We start from the raw sequence: 18865 nt of genomic DNA, 5'->3' as shown, positions 1-18865 counted from the left end.
CCTAGCGCGCTATGCGGTTGAAATGGCCCATCTTGCGGCCTGATTTGACCTCGGCTTTGCCATACAGATGCAAGGCTACATCACGCTCTTGCGCCAGTTCGGGTACGCGGTCCATGTCTGCGCCGATCAGATTCTCCATTACCACATCCGAATGCCGCTGGCCGTCACCCAAAGGCCATCCGGTCACCGCGCGGATATGCTGTTCAAACTGATCCACCGCGCAGCCATTCTGGGTCCAATGGCCAGAGTTATGCACCCGCGGCGCGATTTCGTTCACAATCAGCCCGCCGGAGGTGACAAAAAGCTCAACACCCATGACACCAACATAGTTCAGCGCGTTCAGAATATTGGCCGCCAGTAGCACCGCATCGGTGCGCTGTGCCGGGCGCAATCGGGCAGGGACCGTCGTGGTGTGCAGGATGCCGTCGCGGTGTACGTTCTCACCGGGGTCGAAACAGGCAACCTGACCGTCCAGCCCCCGCGTCGCGATAATCGAGACCTCGTGGCTGAAATCCACAAACCCTTCAAGGATCGCCGGAGCGCCCGCCATATCGGCCAGCGCGGCCTCGGCGTCCTCGGGCGCGCGCAGCCGGGCCTGTCCCTTGCCGTCATAACCAAAACGGCGGGTTTTCAGGATGCCGGGCGTGCCGATCTGTTCAATCGCTGCGTTCAGGCTGTCTAGATCGGTGATGTCGGCAAAGGGCGCGGTTTGCAGGCCGAGCTCTTGCAAAAAGGTCTTTTCGGTCAGGCGATCCTGACTGACACGCAGAGCCTCACGCCCCGGGCGGATCGGGCGGTGGGCTTCGAGAATATCCAGCGCCTCGGTCGGGATGTTCTCAAATTCATATGTGATGACGTCGACCGACTCGGCAAAAGCCTTCAGCGCCTCAGCATCGTCATAGGCCGCCGTGGTTACACGGTCGGCCACCTGACCTGCGGGCGGGTTGGCGCCGGGCTCATAGATATGGGTCACAAATCCCAGACGCGCGGCTGCAACCGACAACATACGGCCCAGCTGTCCGCCGCCGAGAATTCCGATCCTTGCGCCGGGTTTCAGTGCTTCACTCATCGACAGGCTCCTCGGGGATCGAGGCCGAAAGCGCCTCGCGCCACGCGTCCAGCCGCTGCGCCAGAGCGTCGTCCTGCAAAGCCAGAATTCCAGCCGCCATCAGACCCGCATTTGCGCCACCTGCCGAACCAATCGCCATGGTCGCCACAGGAAACCCTTTGGGCATCTGCACAATGGAATACAGAGAGTCGACACCCGACAGCGCCCGCGTCTGCACCGGAACGCCGATCACCGGCACCCGTGTTTTCGAGGCCATCATGCCGGGCAAGTGCGCGGCCCCTCCGGCCCCCGCAATGATCACATGCAGCCCGCGCGATGCGGCGGTTTTGCCATACTCCCACAAGCGATCCGGGGTGCGATGCGCCGAGACGATGCGTTTTTCATACGCAATGCCCAGTTCATCCAGAATATTTGCGGCTTCTTTCATCGTAGGCCAGTCCGACTGACTGCCCATGATGATCCCCACTTTCACATCGCTCATCCGCTTGCGTCCCTGCCGTTCGAAAGAGCGCGCACTATAGCCAAATCGAACTTCGTGGCAATGCGTCAGGCAATGATATCAGGGGTCAAACGGTCTTCGATCAGGCGAATGATGTCCTTCAGTCGCAATTTCTGCTTTTTCAGCCGCTTGATCGTCAGTTGATCGGCGGTTCCGGTGGATTGCAGTGCCTCAATCGCCTCGTCCAGATCACGGTGCTGGCGGCGGAAAACCTCCAGTTCAACCCGCAAAACCTCGTCTGTTTTCATCGAAAGATCGGTGGGCGCGTTCATGTGCGACTCAGTGCCTTTTGTGGTGCTTGTCACACAAGATAGTGTGTCAGGGTTTATCCGGCCAGACCTTGTGGACATCCCTGCATATTCCCATATTCTATTCTACGCGGCTGCCAGAATGGGGCCGCACCACACGTCGCTTTGGCAATAAAGGACGAAAATACGTGTCAAAACTTACTCTTGGCTCATACCCGCATCTTTTGGGGTTCGAGCAGTTGGAACGCCTTCTGGAGCGGTCTGCAAAGGCTGGCAACGAAGGATACCCGCCCTATAACATCGAACAGACCTCGGACTTTTCGTACCGCATCACTCTGGCCGTAGCTGGGTTCGCGGAAGAGGATCTGGCGATCACCATCGAGGATCGCCAACTGGTGATCCGGGGCCGTCAACGCGACGACAGCGAGGGGCGTATTTTCCTGCACCGTGGCATCGCGGCGCGTCAGTTTCAGCGCATGTTCGTGCTGGCCGACGGTGTCGAGGTGGGCGAGGCGATCATGGAAAACGGTCTGCTGCATGTGGATCTGACCCGCGCCGTGCCGGAAACCGTGGTGCAAACGATCAACATAAGAAAGGGGTAAGAGCTATGAATACACCGATTGAACTGAACGCCGAAGGTGATCGGATCGTCTATGTCAAAGCTGTAGACGTTGCTGATCTGCCTCGGGAAGTGCGTGAACAGGCAGGTGATCTCGATCAGCTTTATGCAGTCCATGACTCGGATGGTCAGCAACTGGCGCTGGTCGCCGACCGCAAGCTGGCCTTTGTGCTGGCGCGCGAGCACGATTTTTCTCCGGTGGCCGTACACTAAGTCACGTGAATTCTCCGTGACATCTGCCGCCCCGCAGGCGAGATATGCGGACCTAAAGTGGTTCGCATATCGAAAAGGGGCAAGACATGAGCTGGTTTGACTTTGACTGGGTAGACGCCTTTAGCGACCGCGCCTTTGGCGGTAACGGCTGCGCCGTGGTGCATGGCGGAGCAGCTCTGTCCGAAGAGACCTGCATGGCCTATGTGCGAGAAACCTCTCTGGTCGAATGCACCTTTACCGGGCCTTCGGATGTGGCCGATATTCGGGTGCGCTATTTCCTTGCCAGCCGCGAGATTCCCTTCGCCGGGCATCCGACAATTGCCACCGTCGCGGCGATGCAGTCACGCGGGCTGTTTGAAGGCGATACACTGACGTTGGAGACAGGTGCGGGGATTGTAACGATCCGCCTGAACGGGGATGAGATCGAGATGACACAGGTCGCGCCGCAATTTGGCAACCTTGTCCCCACTGATCTGGTCGCTGCCGCCATCAACCTGCCCGAAGACGGGATCATCTCGCCGCCGCAATTCGTGTCGACCGGCTTGCCATTCTGCATCACCGTTTTACGCGATCACGTCGCCCTGCGCGCGGCGAGGTTGGATATTGAGGTGTTGCGCGATGTTGCGGCCAAAGCCGGGGTCTCGGGGTCGGACATGGCCGAACCCTTTCTTGTGACGCTCAAGGGTGCGACCGAGGCGGGCGACACGTTCTCGCGCCTGCTGATGGCCCCGCCCAGCCCGCCCGAAGACCCCTTCACCGGGTCGGCGACCGGTGCGATGGCGGCTTACCTGTGGAAATACGGGCTGATGCCAAAGGATAGTTTCATTGCCGAACAGGGTCATGACATGGGCCGGCCTGGCCAGGCCACCGTTACGCGGGTTGGTCCGGCTGACGCGATGACGGGCATTAAGGTCGCCGGTTTTGGTCACGTTTTGATGCGCGGCCAAGTTGATCTGCCCGAGTAAACTTCGGTCAGACCTGCGGTTTAATCCTTTGGTGCCAACCATCCTATGGGCAAAATCGGATTGGCGGTGGGATCAATGCTGTGCCGGTTGCACAGCCTCTGCAAGTAAGATCCGACTACAGGCAGGCCGCCTAAGCTCTGCGCCATCACGCGTTTCTGATGGCCATATATGTGTACTGAATGAACGCCGTCCCGTTCGATCTCTGTCGTGGGGACGCGGGGATCGTGCAGCTTCCGCAGCTCTTTCGGCGTCAACGGATAGAACATGTCGGCCTGCAGCGCATGCCTGCATTCGCCGGTTTGACTTAGAAAGAACTCAAAAGCCTTGGGGCCGGAACTGCCCCAGGGCAGCGTCTCGATCCCCCAGGTCTCACCGTTTCGGACGCGCTGTCGGTTGAGCCTGTGCATCCGAGCGCCGCGCCAGGGCTGGGTTGGGTTGTCGGACGTCACGAATTCCAACATTCGTGACAGGGTTTCAGAGCCGCGCGGCAGACGCAGCACGCCAGTCGGGTAGTTGCCGGTGTGCGATTGGCCGAAAACAAACGGCGTCTGAAAGTCGAAAGGTTTCACGCAATAAGCGTCGAGATCGACCCATACAAAGTCCGTTTTCTGCATCAGGTGCAGCCGAAAGATATCTGAAAACACGGCAACGCCCAGCCTGTCCTCGGCGCGTAACTCAAACGGTGCGGGCCAGAGTATGTCGCTGGCGGGGCGCTCTTCGACCCCTTTGGGAATGCCGTTGACCGGATGCGCAGTGTAAAGGACGAATGGATGCCCGCGGTCCAGATAGGATTGGATGCACAGCGCCTCCAGCCAGCTGAGGTCAGAGCCGAACCAGAAACTGGCAATGGTGGGCAGGTTAGGGGTTGGCCTGATCATGTCCTGCAACTGCATCAACAGAAGCAGGTGATGTCAATCGCACCCAATGAAAAACGGCCCCCGAGAGTCGGAGGCCGTTCATCAATTATTTACAGAACTTAGGACGCTGCGATCAGGCCCATGCTTTCCAGCTTGAGCAGCACCTGATGGGCGCAGTTGTCGACGTCGACATTCTCGGTCTCGACGGACAGCTCAGGGTTCTGCGGCACGTCGTAAGGGTCCGAGATGCCGGTGAACTCTTTGATCTTGCCTTCTCGCGCTAGCTTATACAGACCCTTACGGTCGCGGCGTTCGCATTCCTCGATGCTGGTCGCAACGTGGACCTCGCAGAAGGCACCGAACTGTTCGATGTCTTCGCGCACTGCCCGGCGGGTGGTGGCATAAGGCGCGATGGGCGCACAGATGGCGATGCCGCCGTTTTTGGTGATCTCGGAGGCCACATAGCCGATGCGGCGAATGTTCAGGTCGCGGTGTTCTTTCGAGAAACCCAGTTCCGACGACAGGTTCTTACGAACGATGTCACCATCCAGCAGCGTGACCGGACGGCCACCCATCTCCATCAGCTTGACCATAAGCGCGTTGGCGATGGTGGATTTGCCCGAGCCCGAGAAACCGGTGAAGAAAACGGTGAAGCCCTGCTGGCTGCGCGGCGGTTTGGTTTTGCGCAGTTCTGCCACAACCTCGGGGAAGCTGAACCATTCTGGGATTTCAAGACCTTCGGCCAGACGGCGGCGCAGTTCGGTGCCCGAGATGTTCAGGATCGTGACGTTGTCTTTGTCTTCGATCTCATCATTCGGCTCGTACTGGGCGCGTTCCTGCACATAGACCATGTGCTTGAAGTCGACCATTTCTACGCCGATTTCATCCTGGAACTGGCGGAACAGGTCCTGCGCGTCGTAGGGGCCGTAGAAGTCTTCACCGGCTGAGTTCTTGCCGGGGCCAGCGTGGTCGCGGCCAACGATGAAGTGGGTGCAACCGTGGTTGGCGCGGATCAGACCGTGCCAGACCGCCTCGCGCGGGCCAGCCATACGCATCGCCAGGTTCAGCAGGCTCATCGAGGTGGTCGAGGCCGGGTATTTGTCCAGAACGGCTTCATAGCAGCGGACACGGGTGAAGTGGTCCACGTCGCCCGGTTTGGTCATGCCGACAACCGGGTGGATCAGCAGGTTGGCCTGTGCCTCTTTCGCCGCGCGGAAGGTCAGTTCCTGATGCGCGCGGTGCAGCGGGTTGCGGGTTTGGAACGCAACGATGCGACGCCATCCCAGCTTGCGGAAATAGGCGCGCAGCTCGTTCGGAGTGTCGCGGCGGGCGCGGAAGTCATAGTGAACGGGCTGTTGAATGCCAACGACAGGACCACCCAGATAGACCTTGCCCGCAACGTTATGCAGGTAGTTCACCGCGGGGTGGGCGTCGTCATCCGCACCGAATACTTTTTCCGCTTCGCGGGCCTTGTCCGGGGTCCAGCGGTCGGTCACGGTCATCGTGCCGAGGATCACGCCCTCTTGGTCGCGCAGGGCGATGTCCTGACCCAGCTCGATGCCTTCGGCAAACTCTTCGTTCACGTCCAGAGTAATCGGCATCGGCCACAGGGTGCCGTCGGCCAGGCGCATGTTGTCGACGACATTGTCGTAGTCGGCCTCGGTCAGGAAACCTTTCAGCGGGTTGAAACCGCCATTCATCAGCAGTTCCAGATCGCAGATCTGGCGCGGGCTCAGGTCCCAGCTGGTCAGGTCGGCGGCTTCAACTTTCAGTTTCTGCGCCGACTCGTAAGAAACATAAAGTTCGGGAATAGGAGCCAGATTGCTTAGCATCGTCATGGGAGCACTCATATCAAAGTAGATTTTGCCTGTGATTCAGGGGCGTTTGGTGGGCATTTGCACCGACTGATTATCGAAGTCCATATACCTCTAAGAAACAAAGGACGATATGCGCGGTTTTTGCCGGTTTTGGAAGGATTTTCTGGTTTTTCACAGTTTGCGGCGATCCATGTCCCGGCAATCTGGGCTAATTGACCAAAATCAGAGCGCGTGTTCCTGCGCCGCCATTTCTGGAAAAAGGCCGGACGCGCTGAGAACCGGTAAGGCGGGAACTGCCTGAGTCACGCCACGCAAGTCAAACGACCTGACGCCCTCTGGGTTTTCTTCATGCCCGGCCGCCCGTAGCAACTCGGCCGAGACCAAAAGCTCGACCCCAAGCCCCTTGGTTTCGCCTTCCAGGCGGCTGGCCACGTTTACGGCGTCACCGATGATGGTGCGCGGCGCATTGCCGGCGGCACCGATCTCACCCAGTACCAAATCGCCCAGATGCAGGCCCATGCCGATGCGGATGCGGGGGCTGCCCTCGGATTCCAACATTTGGTTAAAGCGTTCCAGAGCGCGGCTCACATCGGCTGCGGCCTTCAGCCCGGCCCGGGCCGAGCTTGCGGCGTCGGGTGTTTCGAAAACCGCCAGCAACCCGTCCCCCATATACTTGTCGACCACGCCGCCGTCAGAGGTGATTGCAGGAACAATAGCGTCAAAGAACCGGTTCAGCAGAAAGACGATGTCATAGGGCAATTGGCCAGTGGTCAACGATGTGAACCCCCGCATATCCAGAAACAAAACCGCCAGTTTCCGTTCCTGCCCCTGACTCGCATGCGCCCGAGAGCGCCCACCATCGGGGCGGAACATGCGAAAAGCGGTCATGGGTTCTGTGGGGCGGATCTGACAGGCCAACCGCGCGCCTGCCGGGGCGCTGACCGCAGCAAGACTGCGCGCTTCGACGTCGCTGGGAGGGGGCAGTTGATCCGCCCCATCTTCAACGATCACGCGGCAGGTGGTGCAGCGCCCTTTACCGCCACACAGGGCGGTATGCGGGATGCCGTTCGCCTGCGAAATCTCAAGCAAGGTCATGCCCTTTTCGGCGACCACTTCTGGGCCTTCGACATATTTTACCCGCACCGAATGTCTGCGCCGCCAAAGTTTGCGGAACACATAGACCGAAAGAGAAGCTCCCAGCGCAATCCAGAACGCCAGCACCGCATTGTCTTTGACGCTGAACAGCACCTGAAACTCTTCGGGAGAGGGCCAGTTATAGTGGTCGATATATTGTTCACGCAGAAACGGGTCCGAGAAATCGGCCCAGATGCGCCGCCCTTCGGTCAGCAGCCCGGCCATAGCGAAAGAGGGAATAAAGACGGCCAGACCGATCAGATACGGCACTGTTTTCGGCCACCACTGCGTCAGGCGCAGCCACATATGCAGTCCGATGCAGCTGTGAACCCAAACCACCAGCAGCAGAAGGCTCTGCATCCAGATCGCAGAGTTGGGCCACATCAGAATGATGATATAGCCCATCTCGTCATTCACGTCGAAAACCTCGTGCGCGAACCGTGTTTGTACGATGTGAGAGATCAATTGCAGCGGGATTAGCAGCCCCAGAACGACCTGCAAGGCCGTGCTGAACGGCATGCGCAGCGTCCTGCGCTGGCTGATGGAATAAAGCGCCAGACCGGCGTGAAGCAGAAGCGCGATATACAGAAACACGCTCATCACATCGTGGCGCGTGACGGCTTTGCGCCCGTCCTGCATACCGTGCAGGTAATCGGTGTGGAACAGGCCCAACCCGATGTTGATAAAGTGGAAAAAGGCAAAGACGAACAGCATCAGACCGCTTGCGATCCTGAGCCGGGTTGCCCAGTTGCCCTGCCACAACACGCTATTCACTCAAATCACCTGCATCTGTCCTGTGCGTTGTCCCGAGTCTGGTACGGGGCGGCATGGGGGTCAAGCTAAGGTTCGGGGTATGGCGGCGTCCAGGTGATTGGCGGGCCGTCTGTGCGGATGATCGCATCGGAGATGTTGAACAGAACGATGTGGCTCAGATCCGGGCGGGATCGTGAACTGTAAAGCATTCCATCCGCTCCGCTCATTCGGGCGTGGTCCGAATACTGCCACGTCGGAGAGGTCGCGCCCGTTTCGCGGACGTCTTGCCAGATGATCGTGGTGTGGCGCTGGCCGCGTAGATCGATCAGCCGTGCGCCAGTCACTCTTGCCTGTTGAATGATACGGGGCGGGTCGCCAGCCGAGACATAGCGGCGAATAGCAACCCCGGCCCCTTCTGCACTGAGCGAGGCATAAAGCGCGGTCTGACCCGAGTGATGAAAACGCCCCTCGGGTGCCTGCGCAGGGACCAGAGGGGCGTCAGCATGTGACAAAGACAGAATTCTCCAGACCGGGCCGGAGAATTCTGAGATCACTTTATTCGTGCTCCGCCAGGAACCGCTCGGCGTCCAGCGCGGCCATGCAGCCCATCCCGGCGCTGGTGACGGCCTGGCGATAGATATGGTCGGTCAGGTCGCCGGCTGCGAACACACCCGGTACCGACGTTTCGGTCGAGCCCGGCTTGGTCACGACGTAGCCGCCCATATGTGTTTCCAGCGTGTCTTTGACCAGTTCATTGGCGGGGGCGTGGCCGATTGCGACGAAAACGCCTTTGCACGGAATCTCGGTGATCTCGCCGGTTTTTACATTCTTGACGCGAACACCTTCGACACCCAGGGGGGCGTCGGTGCCAATAACTTCGTCCAGTTCGTGGAACCACAGGGGCTCGATCTTTTCATGCTTCAGAAGACGATCCTGAAGGATCTTTTCGGCCCGAAGTTCATCGCGGCGGTGGATCAGAGTCACTTTGCTGGCGAAGTTGGTCAGGAACAACGCCTCTTCCACGGCCGTATTGCCGCCGCCGATCACCACGATTTCCTGACCGCGATAGAAGAACCCGTCACACGTGGCACAGGCGGACACGCCGAAGCCCTTGAATTTCTCTTCCGACGGCAGGCCCAGCCATTTGGCACGCGCACCGGTGGCCAGAATGACCGCGTCGGCAGTGTAGGTGGTGCCACTGTCGCCCTTGGCAGTGAAGGGGCGTTTGCTGACGTCCAGATCGCTGATGATGTCGCCGATCACTTCACAGCCCATCGCCTTGGCGTGGTCCTGCATGCGTACCATCAGGTCCGGACCCTGAACCTCGGTATCTCCGGGCCAGTTCTCAACCTCGGTGGTGGTGGTCAGCTGACCGCCGGGCTCGATGCCCTGTACCAGGATCGGTTCCAGCATCGCGCGGCTTGCATAAACGCCCGCAGTATAACCGGCCGGTCCCGACCCGACGATCAGAACCTTGGTGTGACGTGTTTCGGCCATGGTACCCCCAACTCGATCTGCCTGATGTGGGCACGTAGCCCCTGGCGGTTGCATATAGCGACCCCTGTGCCGCGCTTAAAGCCCCTTCCTGTCTGGCAGCCGCTTTGCATCTGCCGCATAGCAGGCAAAAAAGAACATTGAAAACAAACAAAATTGCGCAATCGCGAAAGATTATTGCGCATCCGTCGGGTGCTGATATAACAACCGAAAATTCAGGAGTATTTGATGGTCGCTATACGGCTGGACGAAATTGACCGCAAGATTCTGGCGGAATTGCAGGCAGACGGTCGTATGACCAACGTGGAACTGGCAAAACGCGTCGGTATCTCGGCGCCTCCGTGCCTGCGACGCGTGCGAAGCCTTGAGGAATCAGGCCTGATCCGCGGTTACCACGCCGAGGTGAATTCGCGTGAGCTGGGATTCGAGGTTCAGGTCTTTGCCATGGTCGGTTTGGAAAGCCAGGCCGAATCCGAACTCAGCGCCTTTGAAGAGCGCTGCCGTGAATGGCCATTGGTCCGTGAATGCCACATGCTGAATGGCGAAGTCGACTTTATCCTGAAATGCGTCGCCCCCGACCTCAGCAGTTTTCAACAGTTCCTGACAGGCGAATTACTGACCACACCGAACGTGGCCAGCGTCAAGACCTCGCTTGTTATCCGCGGCGCAAAAGATGAGCCCGGCGTTCCCTTCGATGTTCTGGAAGAACGAATGAACCGGACGGCGTAAACATCATTCTTTTTTGCTGCGGTTTAATCGGTGGCAAAAGCGACGCCACCGTCAATGATAGAATCCAACCTAGAATCAGCTGCATAATGCCCCCACATTGCAGAACTCTTTAAATATCAGGCCGTTATCGCATCTATTTCACCATCTCCGGCACGTGGCATGGCCAGCGGCCCGAAATCGTTCAACGAATCAACATGTGCAAACAGGTTCAAGTAAATTGAGCGAAGCGAATGGCTTAGCCTGCGAACGGCGTTGATACCTGGATGATAGGTTTCAAATTGCAAGCCGTCTACCTTGATGACTGCATGCCGCTTTAGGCAGATATGAAACAGCTCAACCGGCGTAGGCGGAAGCGTTTCGATCACGCCCATACCGTCCTGAAACTCGTGTACTGGGGTCAGAACTGGCCCGTCGCCGTGAACGTGGCGCAGATGCCCCGGTGTTCCCAGCAGCCGCGCCGCAGGGCCAGCGATGACGCCGGACATCGGTTTCTGCATCCCAAACGTATCGGGCATGATGCGCGTCAGAGGGCGTGTTCGACCGCGGGAATCCTCGCGCCCGGGAATCAATGTGACCGATCCTTTCCACACCACAGTCTCGGATGTGCCATTCTCGGTCAGAACGGTGTCGCCGGGCAGCAGGTCCTCGATCGCCATCGGGCCGCTTTCGGTTTCAACCAGAGATCCGCGTGTGAAGGCGCAGAATGCATCTTCGAACATCGGTAGGGCCGGGGCGATGTGGCGGGTTTGAACCACGTCACCGTTTTCCATCAGCGTGCTGACTTCATAGCGCCGCAGCTGCGCCTTAGGTTTTGAAACTGGTCTTGGCGCTTCGCGCAGCAGCGCCGAGGTTTCAACGGCGTTTCTGGCAGCACGCGCAAAAGAATGTGGAATCGTCATTACTATTCCGTCCCCTCTAAGTTCCGCGCAGGCAGGATGAACCCCCGTGCAGGCCCGCCTGTTCGGTTATTGCTTTGCCTTGAAGGAGAAGGGTGAGCGCAGGGCGCCATTCTAACCGGACGCTTCTTGCGAAAGTTACTCGTACACCTTTGGTCAGCACATTGACCCCCCAGACAAACTCATAAAAGCGCTGGCTTACTTGCCTGCGCACACACACTCCTGAACAAGACTGCCGCAATACAGCGGCGGCAGCGCACAAAACGGGGCGGAGCAATTCTCCGTCATGTGCCGTATTCCCAGGTCCCGGCAGCTTGGTTCCCAGGGTCTTCATGGTCAGGCCCTTGCCGCCAGACGGCGCGCAACTCTGACCGAGGCGCTGGAAATCCGTTTCCACGGCATCTCCAGATCATGCTCTCTGGTGGCCGCAACGACGGCGCTTAGAAAGCGGGATTTCGTTCTCATGTTCGTATCCTGCTCGTTTGGGGTCTGAGGCCCCGTTTCCTTCTCAAGCCTAATTTGCTGGGCCAATAAGGCGGCGATAAGGCTGATCCGGGATGAATTCAGGACAAACGAAGCGAAACAGTTCCTTCTTGTTAAACTTGTCTGGCTCTGCTGGAGAAACAGTCTGTAAGCACCTGAGCACGGACAATAATCATCAAATTGTTGCGACTCAGATAGACACAATAAATGTGGCAAAAAAGCGGCGATATCGCCACAATTGGGACTTGTGATCAGAGTTTTATGGCAGAAATCAGACGGCCATAGTCGGCTTCTTTGGCGTGCGTGGTCCGGCGGTAAGAATAGAATCTGTCAGGATCGGAATATGTGCAGTGGCGAGTCCACTCTGCCTGTCCGACCCCCGCCTGACGCAGTTTGTGCAGGCCGTATGAGGGCAGGTCGAACTTCAACCGATCCCCTTCGCCATTTGCAAAGAACCGCAGGTTTTCCGAAGATTCCGCAACGAATTCGTCCAGAAATTCAGGCCCGACTTCATAAGCCGCCTGCGATATTGATGGGCCGATGACGGCCACAGTGTTTTCCCTGCTCGCGCCAAGGGCCTCCATCGCGTCCAGAGTGGCTTCGAGCACACCGTCCCGCGCACCGCGCCACCCGGCATGGGCAGCCCCGATCACGTTTGCGTCAGAATCGGCAAACAGGACCGGCTGGCAGTCAGCGGTCAGAATCGTCAATGCCAGTCCCGGGGTCGCGGTGACAACGGCGTCGGCCTTGGGCTTTTCGCCGTTCAGCGGGGACTCGACCGTCAGTACAGTGGGGGAGTGAACCTGATGGACACCGATCAGTGCTTCGGGCGCCACCTCCATCGCTTCGGCAACACGGGCGCGGTTGATGGTGACCACCTCAGTTTGATCCGACGAGCCATAGCCACAGTTGAGCCCCGCAAAAACCCCCGATGACGCGCCGCCGCGGCGGCTGAAGAACCCGTGGCGCACAGGGGCCAGCAAATCCGAGGTCAGAATTTCCAATGTCATGGCTCAAGTCCCGGTGGCGGCGATGAGGGGGAAGGGTAGAGACCCAGTACTTTGAACAGGTTTCCCATTTCATCCGGGTGCGTCAACCGGCGATGTGCGGCAATCAGCGCTTCCAGCTTGGACCCGCCGAGAGATGCTGCAAGGGTCTGAGCACGGGTTGTGATCCCAAGCCGCTCAAGAAACACGCCCTGTGGGGTCAGGCGAGAATGAGCGCACCCGGCGGCGCGGGTGGCCAGCGCCAGCGGCTCAAAGTCCACATGCGCAGTCAGGTCTGCCTGCCCGGGCGTGCTAAGCGGGTCGGTGCGTTCATGCGCGTGCAGGGCCTGAAACGTATCGCCCAGAGAATGCCAGTCGCCGTAATCGACGATCAGACCGGCTCCGCCAAAGGAACCGATTCGTCCGGCGATAACGGTGAGAATCGGAATCGCGGCGGCGCACAATTCGACCAGATCGCCGTCCTCGGTGTCAGCCAGCCGGTCTTTCAACGCCACCTGATCCGCCTGAGGCCCCAGCCCCCAAGCCAGTGTTCCACCGTCGGTACCGATCAAGCGCTCGCGCCAGCCTGCGCCGTCTCGGACGAACTGCCGGATGGGCAGAGCGTCGAAGAACTCGTTAGCCACCAGAAACAAGGGTGCCTCGGGCAGATCGGTCACCGAGTCGATCCAGCGCGGGTTATGACCGCGCAACGACTGTGCCTGTATGTCCCGCAGTGTAGGGGAGGCCTCGAACAGCACAATCTCAGCGGCGTCGTGAAACCCCGGGATGCGCGCCGTGGCGCGCAGCATATCCGCCATCAAAGTGCCGCGCCCCGGTCCAAGCTCGGCCAAAACGAAGTGATCCGGATGTCCCTGATCCAGCCAGCTTTGCGCCAGAGACAGGCCGATCAGCTCACCGAACATCTGGCTGATTTCGGGGGCAGTGATGAAATCCCCCCGCGCACCCAGAGGGTCGCGGGTGGTGTAATAGCCGTGTGTCGGGTGCAGCAGGCATTCGGCCATGTAGTCGGCCACACTCATCGGGCCGTCTTGGGCAATACGGGCCAACAGGTGCTCGGTCAGGCTCATGACGCCCGCCGCGCCCGCAGAGCGAACCACAGGCCAAGTGCGATCATCGGCAGGGACAACAATTGGCCCATCGTCAGGCCATAACCGCCCACATGCCACGCCAGCCCCAGAGGGTTACCGGGCGAGATGAACTGTGCGTCGGGTTGCCGAAAGAACTCGATCAAAAAGCGTGAGGCTCCGTAACCCGCCAGAAAAATGCCCATGATCAGGCCGGGGCGCTGAAATGCGCCGCGCCGGTAAGCCAGCCAAAGCAGGGCCGCACCCAGCAGCACGCCCTCCAGCGCGGCTTCATAGAGTTGCGATGGATGACGGGCGCACATCCCGGCCACAACGCCGGGACAATCCTGCGCCGCCGCGCCGGGGAAGATCACCGCCCATGGCAATTCGCTGGGGCGACCCCACAATTCTGCGTTGACGAAATTCGCCAGTCGGCCCAGCAACAAGCCCGGCGGCACTGCATGTGCGATCAGGTCGGCCAGAGACAGAACCTGAATTTGATGACGCCGCGCATACAAGTAAGATGCGACAACCACCCCCAGCAGCCCACCATGAAACGCCATGCCGCCCTGCCAGACCTTCAGAATCTCGGCCGGATTCGAAAGGTAAAAGGCGGGTTGGTAAAACAGCACGAATCCCAGACGCCCGCCCAGAATCACGCCAAGGATGATCCAGGTGATCAGATCCTCCAGCTGTTCTGGCTTCATCGGCGGCGTCTTGTCGGGCCACAGGGCCGGTCGCCGCAACGCCATCACGCCCAACCGCCACGCAATCAGAATGCCGACGATATAGGCCAGCGCGTACCAACGCAGCGCAAAGTCCATCCCGAACAGCGAGATCGAGAACAATTCGGGCGATAGATCGGGGAAATTCAGAACAGCCTGCATGTGCGTCTCATTGCCCGGGGTTTGCAGGGCAAGTCAACCTTGAGCCTGCGCCAATCATTCCCCATATAGAATGCAACCGCGAATCCGGAGAAAAGCCATGCAAACCCGCAACAAGATCCTCGACGATGTTTCCCAGCTGATGACCAACGCCATGGGCGTAGCGCAGGGTGCACGGGAAGAAGCCGAGAATGCGATGAAGTCGATGATCGACCGTTGGCTGGCCGACCGCGATTTTGTCACCCGCGAGGAATTTGACGCGGTCCGCGCCATGGCGCAGAAAGCTCGTGAAGAGAACGCAGCGCTCGAAGCCCGCATTGCCGCGCTTGAGGCGAAGCTGGACAAGTAACGCCCGAACTTTCGTTGTTCACATGATTTTTGGCTAAAGACATCCGCCGCGCAATCCGTGTCTGGATTGTGCGGTGGTGTGTATCATGCCGCCTTGCAGAATTTAATCAAGGCAAAGGTGCAACTCACGCCAATATTTTGGGCGGCGTTGCCATTCGTCCACAACTTATTGCTGTTATCCCCAATAAATAGGGTTGTCAGAACCCCTCTCGCATCGCACCATATTTAGTACAGGCCTATGGGGGAAGCCCGGCTTGTAGAGCAGGCAACTAGCGCTGGGGCGCTGCCAGCCCCAAAATGCTAGAGATGAGTGAGGTGGCATTATGGCCCTTTCCGAGCAGTTTCTCGAAGAAGACCTTCATCCAATTGATATTGTTGAGCATCTGGCCGAACATCACGACTGGGATTTCGACCGGATCGGTGATGATCAGATTGCCATGGCTGTCGAAGGACAGTGGCGCACATATTCGATCACTTTGGCCTGGTCGAACTATGACGAAACACTTCGGATGGTGTGCTCGTTTGAAATGGAACCACCGTCGGATCGTGAAGCCGAGCTTTACGAGCTGCTGAACAGGATGAACGATCAGTGCTGGGCCGGAGCGTTTACGTACTGGGCCAATCAGAAACTGATGGTTTATCGCTATGGTCTGGTTCTGGCCGGCGGCCAGATGGCCAGCCCGGATCAGATCGACACGATGATCTCTGCCGCCGTGCTGAGTGCCGAGCGTTACTACCCCGCAATCCAACTGGTCACATGGGGCAACCGCACTCCGGAAGAAGCGATGCAAGTCGCCATTGCAGAGGCCTACGGCCGCGCGTAAAGCTTTGCCCCAAACCGACTAAGGGGAGGGGCAATCATGGACATGTCACGCGTCGCCGAGCAGGGGCTGGTGCTTTTGGGATGCGGCAAGATGGGATCGGCCATGCTCGCCGGATGGTTGGAGCATGGCCTTCCTGCGTCAGCGGTTTGGGTGATCGACCCGCACCCTTCGGACTGGTTGAAGGCGCAGGGCGTCAACATCAACACACCTTTGCCCGAAGCGCCTGCCGTTGTTCTGGTTGCCGTCAAACCGCAGATGATGGGCGAGGCGCTGCCAGCGATCAAGGCGCTGGGCGGTGGACGCAGCCTGTTTGTCTCAGTCGCGGCGGGGACGTCGATTGAGACTTTCGAAACTGTACTGGGTGCAGGCACGCCGATCGTGCGTGCGATGCCGAACACTCCGGCAGCGATCCGGCAGGGAATCACGGCGTTGATCGGTAACGGCAATGCGTCAGACGCTGACGTAACGCTGGCTGAGAACCTGTTGTCCGCCATTGGCGAGACCGTGCGGCTAGAGGACGAGGCACAGATGGATGCCGTGACCGGCCTCAGCGGCTCTGGCCCGGCCTATGTCTTTCACCTGATCGAAACGCTGGCCGCCGCCGGGCAGGCGCAGGGTCTGCCACATGAGCTGGCGATGAAACTGGCCAAGTCCACTGTGGCCGGAGCAGGGGCCTTGGCTAAGGCGGCTGAAGAAGACCCCTCACAACTGCGCGTCAACGTGACCTCGCCCAATGGCACCACACAAGCCGCGCTTGAAGTGCTGATGCACGAAGAGGAAGGCTTCCCCGACCTGCTGCACCGCGCTGTCAAAGCTGCAACCGACCGATCCAAGGAGCTGTCTCGTGAGTGAGATTACATTTGACGATTTCCTCAAAGTCGACATTCGCGTGGGCGAGGTGATCCGTGCCGAGCCATACCCCGAGGCCCGTAAACCTGCGATCAAGATGTGGATCGACTTTGGCGATGAGATTGGTGAGCGTAAGACCTCGGCTCAGGTAACGGCGCATTACGATCCGTCTACGCTGGTGGGCAAACAGGTAATGGCCGTCGTGAATTTCCCTCCGCGCCAGATTGGTCGCTTTATGTCCGAGGTTCTGGTGCTGGGCCTGCCCGACGAAAACGGCGAGATTGTTCTGATCGGGCCAGATGGTGAGGTTCCTATTGGCGGACGGATGCACTGATGAAACTGCTGATCGCCCGCCCCATGACCGCCGCTGTCGAGGCCCGCGCCCGCGCGGAGTTCGATGTGGAAGTTCGCAGCGAGACCCTGCCGATGACGCATGATGAGATGCTGCGAGCCTTGCGTGAATTCGAGGTTGTTGTACCCACATTGGGGGATCAGTTCTCGGCCCAGATTTTTGCTGAGGTGCCTGAGCCGCGCTGCAAATTGCTGGCCAATTTTGGGGTTGGTTACAATCATATTGACGTAGACGCCGCGCATGCCGCCGGGGTTGCCGTCACCAACACGCCCGGAGCGGTAACGGATGCAACTGCCGATATCGCCATGACGCTGCTGCTGTCCACCGCCCGTCGCGCTGGTGAAGGCGAACGGCTGGTTCGCGCAGGTGACTGGCAGGGTTGGCATCCGACGCAAATGCTGGGTCACCACGTGACCGGCAAGCGGGTTGGGATCGTCGGCATGGGGCGCATTGGTCAGGCCATCGCCCGACGGTGTCACTTTGGCTTCGGTATGCGCGTGTCTTATCAATCGCGCAGCCGCAAAGACTTGGATTTCCCGGCAGAGTATTTCTCGGATTTGACGGCGCTGGCCGCCAGGGTCGATTTCCTTGTCCTCGCAGTACCCGGCGGCGCGGAAACCCGCCACCTGATTGACGCCGGGGTGCTGGAGGCCATGAACCCTTCGGGCATCCTGATCAATATCGCGCGCGGAGAGGTCATCAATGAGGCCGCTCTGATCGCGGCCCTGCAAGCTGGTCAGATCGCAGGTGCAGGGCTGGATGTCTATGAGTTCGAACCCGCCGTCCCGCAGGCGCTGCGAAATATGGAGAACGTGACCCTGCTGCCGCATCTCGGTACTGCCACCGAAGAAGTGCGCACCGATATGGGCCATATGGCGTTGGATAACGTGGCGGCTTTTGTCGCGGGCCGCCCGCTGTCGAATCCGGTCTAGTTGCCGACCGCCTCGCGCCAGTGTTTGCGGCAGAGCGAGATGTAGGTCTCGTTCCCGCCAATCTGCACCTGAGCACCCTCAGTCGTCGTGTTGCCGTTTTCATCCTGACGAATCACCATCGTCGCCTTGCGTCCGCATTTGCAGATCGTGCGCACTTCGCGCATCTCGTCAGCAAGTGCCAGCAAGGCTGCCGACCCGGGAAACAACTTGCCCCGAAAATCGACCCGCAGCCCATAGGTCAGCACCGGCACATCCAGATCGTCCACTGCGCGCGCCAGCTGCCAGACTTGCTCTTCGGTCAGAAACTGCGCCTCGTCGACAAAAACACAGGCGATGTCGCCCTTTTTTAGCCTTGCGTCGATCATGTCATAAACGTCGTCGCCTGCAACAAAGGTATCCGCGTCAGCAGATATCCCGATGCGCGAGGCGATCTTGCCCACCCCTGCGCGCCCGTCCAGCGCCGCGGTCATCAGATAGGTGTCCATACCCCGCTCGTGGTAGTTGTGCGAGGCTTGCAGTAACACGGTCGATTTGCCCGCGTTCATGGTGGAATAATTGAAATATAACTTGGCCATGCCCCTGGGTCTAAATTGCACAACCGGCCTGGGCAAGGCTCCTAACGCTTTTGCGTAAGCGACGTCGCCGTTGTCGTTGCAGAGGCTGAGCATAAGCTCAAAGGGGATGGATCCCCCGCGTCCACAACAGCGACGCCGTCGGCCAACATGCGGCCTACACTGAGCGAGGTTACTATTCCCCCCGCAAACACTCGTTACCGGCCAGAACAGCCGCCACTCACTCACAAAACCCCTCGCATATCTGAGGGATAGCC

At 59.2% G+C, this 18865-nt stretch carries 23 protein-coding genes; 9 read left to right on the top strand and 14 right to left on the bottom strand.

Annotation, left to right across the window (positions count from 1 at the left end; all coding sequences use genetic code 11):
- Position 1: 1 nt before the first annotated feature.
- The 3 genes from ACOQOY_RS06775 to ACOQOY_RS06765 form a co-directional block, all read right to left on the bottom strand.
- A complete protein-coding gene (locus ACOQOY_RS06775) occupies positions 2–1069 on the bottom strand; it encodes a 5-(carboxyamino)imidazole ribonucleotide synthase (protein WP_420584702.1) in 1068 nt (355 codons plus the stop codon).
- A complete protein-coding gene (gene purE, locus ACOQOY_RS06770; RefSeq protein WP_420584701.1) occupies positions 1062–1550 on the bottom strand; it encodes a 5-(carboxyamino)imidazole ribonucleotide mutase in 489 nt (162 codons plus the stop codon). Before purE ends, ACOQOY_RS06775 begins: the two co-directional genes overlap by 8 nt.
- A 65-nt stretch (positions 1551–1615) precedes the next feature.
- Positions 1616–1840, bottom strand: a complete 225-nt coding sequence (locus ACOQOY_RS06765) for a YdcH family protein (protein ID WP_058280035.1) — start codon at positions 1838–1840, stop codon at positions 1616–1618.
- A gap of 164 nt (positions 1841–2004) precedes the next feature.
- Between ACOQOY_RS06765 and ACOQOY_RS06760 the strand changes: the two genes are divergently transcribed.
- The 3 genes from ACOQOY_RS06760 to ACOQOY_RS06750 all read left to right on the top strand — a co-directional run bounded on the left by ACOQOY_RS06760 (position 2005) and on the right by ACOQOY_RS06750 (position 3613).
- Positions 2005–2418: an Hsp20 family protein gene (locus ACOQOY_RS06760; protein ID WP_420584700.1), complete on the top strand. Its 414-nt coding sequence runs from the start codon at positions 2005–2007 to the stop codon at positions 2416–2418.
- 5 nt (positions 2419–2423) lie between these two features.
- Positions 2424–2648, top strand: a complete 225-nt coding sequence (locus ACOQOY_RS06755; protein ID WP_170325930.1) for a DUF1150 family protein — start codon at positions 2424–2426, stop codon at positions 2646–2648.
- Positions 2649–2734: 86 nt separating this feature from the next.
- Complete coding sequence (locus ACOQOY_RS06750; protein ID WP_420584699.1) at positions 2735–3613, top strand: PhzF family phenazine biosynthesis protein; 879 nt, start codon at positions 2735–2737, stop codon at positions 3611–3613.
- A 20-nt stretch (positions 3614–3633) separates the two neighbouring features.
- Here ACOQOY_RS06750 and ACOQOY_RS06745 read toward each other — a convergent pair whose 3' ends face one another.
- The 5 genes from ACOQOY_RS06745 to trxB form a co-directional block, all read right to left on the bottom strand.
- On the bottom strand, positions 3634–4491 hold the full coding sequence (locus ACOQOY_RS06745; protein WP_420584698.1) for a hypothetical protein: 858 nt from the start codon (positions 4489–4491) through the stop codon (positions 3634–3636).
- A gap of 98 nt (positions 4492–4589) precedes the next feature.
- Positions 4590–6308, bottom strand: coding sequence for a bifunctional sulfate adenylyltransferase/adenylylsulfate kinase (locus ACOQOY_RS06740; protein ID WP_420584697.1), 1719 nt, complete (start codon positions 6306–6308; stop codon positions 4590–4592).
- Between the two features lie 201 nt (positions 6309–6509).
- Complete coding sequence (locus ACOQOY_RS06735) at positions 6510–8195, bottom strand: adenylate/guanylate cyclase domain-containing protein (RefSeq protein WP_420584696.1); 1686 nt, start codon at positions 8193–8195, stop codon at positions 6510–6512.
- A gap of 65 nt (positions 8196–8260) precedes the next feature.
- Positions 8261–8728, bottom strand: coding sequence for an RES family NAD+ phosphorylase (locus tag ACOQOY_RS06730; protein WP_420584695.1), 468 nt, complete (start codon positions 8726–8728; stop codon positions 8261–8263).
- A 1-nt stretch (position 8729) separates the two neighbouring features.
- Positions 8730–9671 (bottom strand): thioredoxin-disulfide reductase, encoded by a 942-nt coding sequence (trxB, locus tag ACOQOY_RS06725; protein WP_420584694.1) that lies wholly within the window; start codon positions 9669–9671, stop codon positions 8730–8732.
- Between the two features lie 225 nt (positions 9672–9896).
- On the opposite strand from trxB, the gene ACOQOY_RS06720 reads away from it, so the two are divergent.
- Positions 9897–10397 carry an Lrp/AsnC family transcriptional regulator gene (locus ACOQOY_RS06720; protein WP_420584693.1) on the top strand — a complete coding sequence of 167 codons (501 nt, stop codon included), beginning with the start codon at positions 9897–9899 and terminating at the stop codon, positions 10395–10397.
- Between the two features lie 116 nt (positions 10398–10513).
- On the opposite strand, the gene ACOQOY_RS06715 is transcribed toward ACOQOY_RS06720, so the two are convergent.
- The 5 genes from ACOQOY_RS06715 to lgt all read right to left on the bottom strand — a co-directional run bounded on the left by ACOQOY_RS06715 (position 10514) and on the right by lgt (position 14734).
- A complete protein-coding gene (locus ACOQOY_RS06715; RefSeq protein WP_420584692.1) occupies positions 10514–11296 on the bottom strand; it encodes a Hint domain-containing protein in 783 nt (260 codons plus the stop codon).
- A 333-nt stretch (positions 11297–11629) separates the two neighbouring features.
- A complete protein-coding gene (locus ACOQOY_RS06710; protein ID WP_420584691.1) occupies positions 11630–11758 on the bottom strand; it encodes a hypothetical protein in 129 nt (42 codons plus the stop codon).
- Between the two features lie 269 nt (positions 11759–12027).
- Positions 12028–12786, bottom strand: a complete 759-nt coding sequence (gene pgeF / locus ACOQOY_RS06705; protein ID WP_420584690.1) for a peptidoglycan editing factor PgeF — start codon at positions 12784–12786, stop codon at positions 12028–12030.
- A complete protein-coding gene (locus ACOQOY_RS06700; protein WP_420584689.1) occupies positions 12783–13850 on the bottom strand; it encodes a class I SAM-dependent methyltransferase in 1068 nt (355 codons plus the stop codon). Before ACOQOY_RS06700 ends, pgeF begins: the two co-directional genes overlap by 4 nt.
- Complete coding sequence (lgt, locus tag ACOQOY_RS06695; RefSeq protein WP_420584688.1) at positions 13847–14734, bottom strand: prolipoprotein diacylglyceryl transferase; 888 nt, start codon at positions 14732–14734, stop codon at positions 13847–13849. The genes ACOQOY_RS06700 and lgt overlap by 4 nt, the downstream gene beginning before the upstream one ends.
- A gap of 97 nt (positions 14735–14831) precedes the next feature.
- Here lgt and ACOQOY_RS06690 point away from each other — a divergent pair, with 97 nt between their 5' ends.
- The 5 genes from ACOQOY_RS06690 (at position 14832) to ACOQOY_RS06670 (ending at position 18036) form a co-directional block, all read left to right on the top strand.
- Complete coding sequence (locus ACOQOY_RS06690; protein ID WP_050604795.1) at positions 14832–15080, top strand: accessory factor UbiK family protein; 249 nt, start codon at positions 14832–14834, stop codon at positions 15078–15080.
- Positions 15081–15402: 322 nt separating this feature from the next.
- A complete protein-coding gene (locus tag ACOQOY_RS06685) occupies positions 15403–15903 on the top strand; it encodes a YbjN domain-containing protein (RefSeq protein ID WP_420584687.1) in 501 nt (166 codons plus the stop codon).
- A 36-nt stretch (positions 15904–15939) separates the two neighbouring features.
- On the top strand, positions 15940–16755 hold the full coding sequence (proC, locus tag ACOQOY_RS06680) for a pyrroline-5-carboxylate reductase (RefSeq protein WP_420584686.1): 816 nt from the start codon (positions 15940–15942) through the stop codon (positions 16753–16755).
- Positions 16748–17086: a tRNA-binding protein gene (locus tag ACOQOY_RS06675; RefSeq protein ID WP_420584685.1), complete on the top strand. Its 339-nt coding sequence runs from the start codon at positions 16748–16750 to the stop codon at positions 17084–17086. Before proC ends, ACOQOY_RS06675 begins: the two co-directional genes overlap by 8 nt.
- Positions 17086–18036 (top strand): 2-hydroxyacid dehydrogenase, encoded by a 951-nt coding sequence (locus ACOQOY_RS06670; RefSeq protein WP_420584684.1) that lies wholly within the window; start codon positions 17086–17088, stop codon positions 18034–18036. Before ACOQOY_RS06675 ends, ACOQOY_RS06670 begins: the two co-directional genes overlap by 1 nt.
- On the opposite strand, the gene ACOQOY_RS06665 is transcribed toward ACOQOY_RS06670, so the two are convergent.
- Complete coding sequence (locus tag ACOQOY_RS06665) at positions 18033–18611, bottom strand: thymidine kinase (RefSeq protein WP_420584683.1); 579 nt, start codon at positions 18609–18611, stop codon at positions 18033–18035. The two genes, ACOQOY_RS06670 and ACOQOY_RS06665, sit on opposite strands and share 4 nt — an antisense overlap.
- Positions 18612–18865 lie beyond the last annotated feature (254 nt).

Source organism: Ruegeria sp., assembly GCF_965221235.1.
In the GTDB taxonomy this organism is placed as follows: domain Bacteria; phylum Pseudomonadota; class Alphaproteobacteria; order Rhodobacterales; family Rhodobacteraceae; genus Ruegeria.
The sequence above is the reverse complement of the archived record's forward strand: the minus strand, read 5'-3'. Positions and strand labels throughout refer to the sequence as shown.

What these genes read in the sequence shown, in the direction of transcription:
- ACOQOY_RS06775 (WP_420584702.1), bottom strand. Translation starts at nt 1,069, where the DNA reads ATGAGTGAAGCACTGAAACCCGGCGCAAGGATCGGAATTCTCGGCGGC.
- purE (WP_420584701.1), bottom strand. Translation starts at nt 1,550, where the DNA reads ATGAGCGATGTGAAAGTGGGGATCATCATGGGCAGTCAGTCGGACTGG.
- ACOQOY_RS06765 (WP_058280035.1), bottom strand. Translation starts at nt 1,840, where the DNA reads ATGAACGCGCCCACCGATCTTTCGATGAAAACAGACGAGGTTTTGCGG.
- ACOQOY_RS06755 (WP_170325930.1), top strand. Translation starts at nt 2,424, where the DNA reads ATGAATACACCGATTGAACTGAACGCCGAAGGTGATCGGATCGTCTAT.
- ACOQOY_RS06750 (WP_420584699.1), top strand. Translation starts at nt 2,735, where the DNA reads ATGAGCTGGTTTGACTTTGACTGGGTAGACGCCTTTAGCGACCGCGCC.
- ACOQOY_RS06745 (WP_420584698.1), bottom strand. Translation starts at nt 4,491, where the DNA reads ATGATCAGGCCAACCCCTAACCTGCCCACCATTGCCAGTTTCTGGTTC.
- ACOQOY_RS06740 (WP_420584697.1), bottom strand. Translation starts at nt 6,308, where the DNA reads ATGACGATGCTAAGCAATCTGGCTCCTATTCCCGAACTTTATGTTTCT.
- trxB (WP_420584694.1), bottom strand. Translation starts at nt 9,671, where the DNA reads ATGGCCGAAACACGTCACACCAAGGTTCTGATCGTCGGGTCGGGACCG.
- ACOQOY_RS06720 (WP_420584693.1), top strand. Translation starts at nt 9,897, where the DNA reads ATGGTCGCTATACGGCTGGACGAAATTGACCGCAAGATTCTGGCGGAA.
- ACOQOY_RS06715 (WP_420584692.1), bottom strand. Translation starts at nt 11,296, where the DNA reads ATGACGATTCCACATTCTTTTGCGCGTGCTGCCAGAAACGCCGTTGAA.
- ACOQOY_RS06710 (WP_420584691.1), bottom strand. Translation starts at nt 11,758, where the DNA reads ATGAGAACGAAATCCCGCTTTCTAAGCGCCGTCGTTGCGGCCACCAGA.
- pgeF (WP_420584690.1), bottom strand. Translation starts at nt 12,786, where the DNA reads ATGACATTGGAAATTCTGACCTCGGATTTGCTGGCCCCTGTGCGCCAC.
- ACOQOY_RS06700 (WP_420584689.1), bottom strand. Translation starts at nt 13,850, where the DNA reads ATGAGCCTGACCGAGCACCTGTTGGCCCGTATTGCCCAAGACGGCCCG.
- lgt (WP_420584688.1), bottom strand. Translation starts at nt 14,734, where the DNA reads ATGCAGGCTGTTCTGAATTTCCCCGATCTATCGCCCGAATTGTTCTCG.
- ACOQOY_RS06690 (WP_050604795.1), top strand. Translation starts at nt 14,832, where the DNA reads ATGCAAACCCGCAACAAGATCCTCGACGATGTTTCCCAGCTGATGACC.
- ACOQOY_RS06685 (WP_420584687.1), top strand. Translation starts at nt 15,403, where the DNA reads ATGGCCCTTTCCGAGCAGTTTCTCGAAGAAGACCTTCATCCAATTGAT.
- proC (WP_420584686.1), top strand. Translation starts at nt 15,940, where the DNA reads ATGGACATGTCACGCGTCGCCGAGCAGGGGCTGGTGCTTTTGGGATGC.
- ACOQOY_RS06670 (WP_420584684.1), top strand. Translation starts at nt 17,086, where the DNA reads ATGAAACTGCTGATCGCCCGCCCCATGACCGCCGCTGTCGAGGCCCGC.
- ACOQOY_RS06665 (WP_420584683.1), bottom strand. Translation starts at nt 18,611, where the DNA reads ATGGCCAAGTTATATTTCAATTATTCCACCATGAACGCGGGCAAATCG.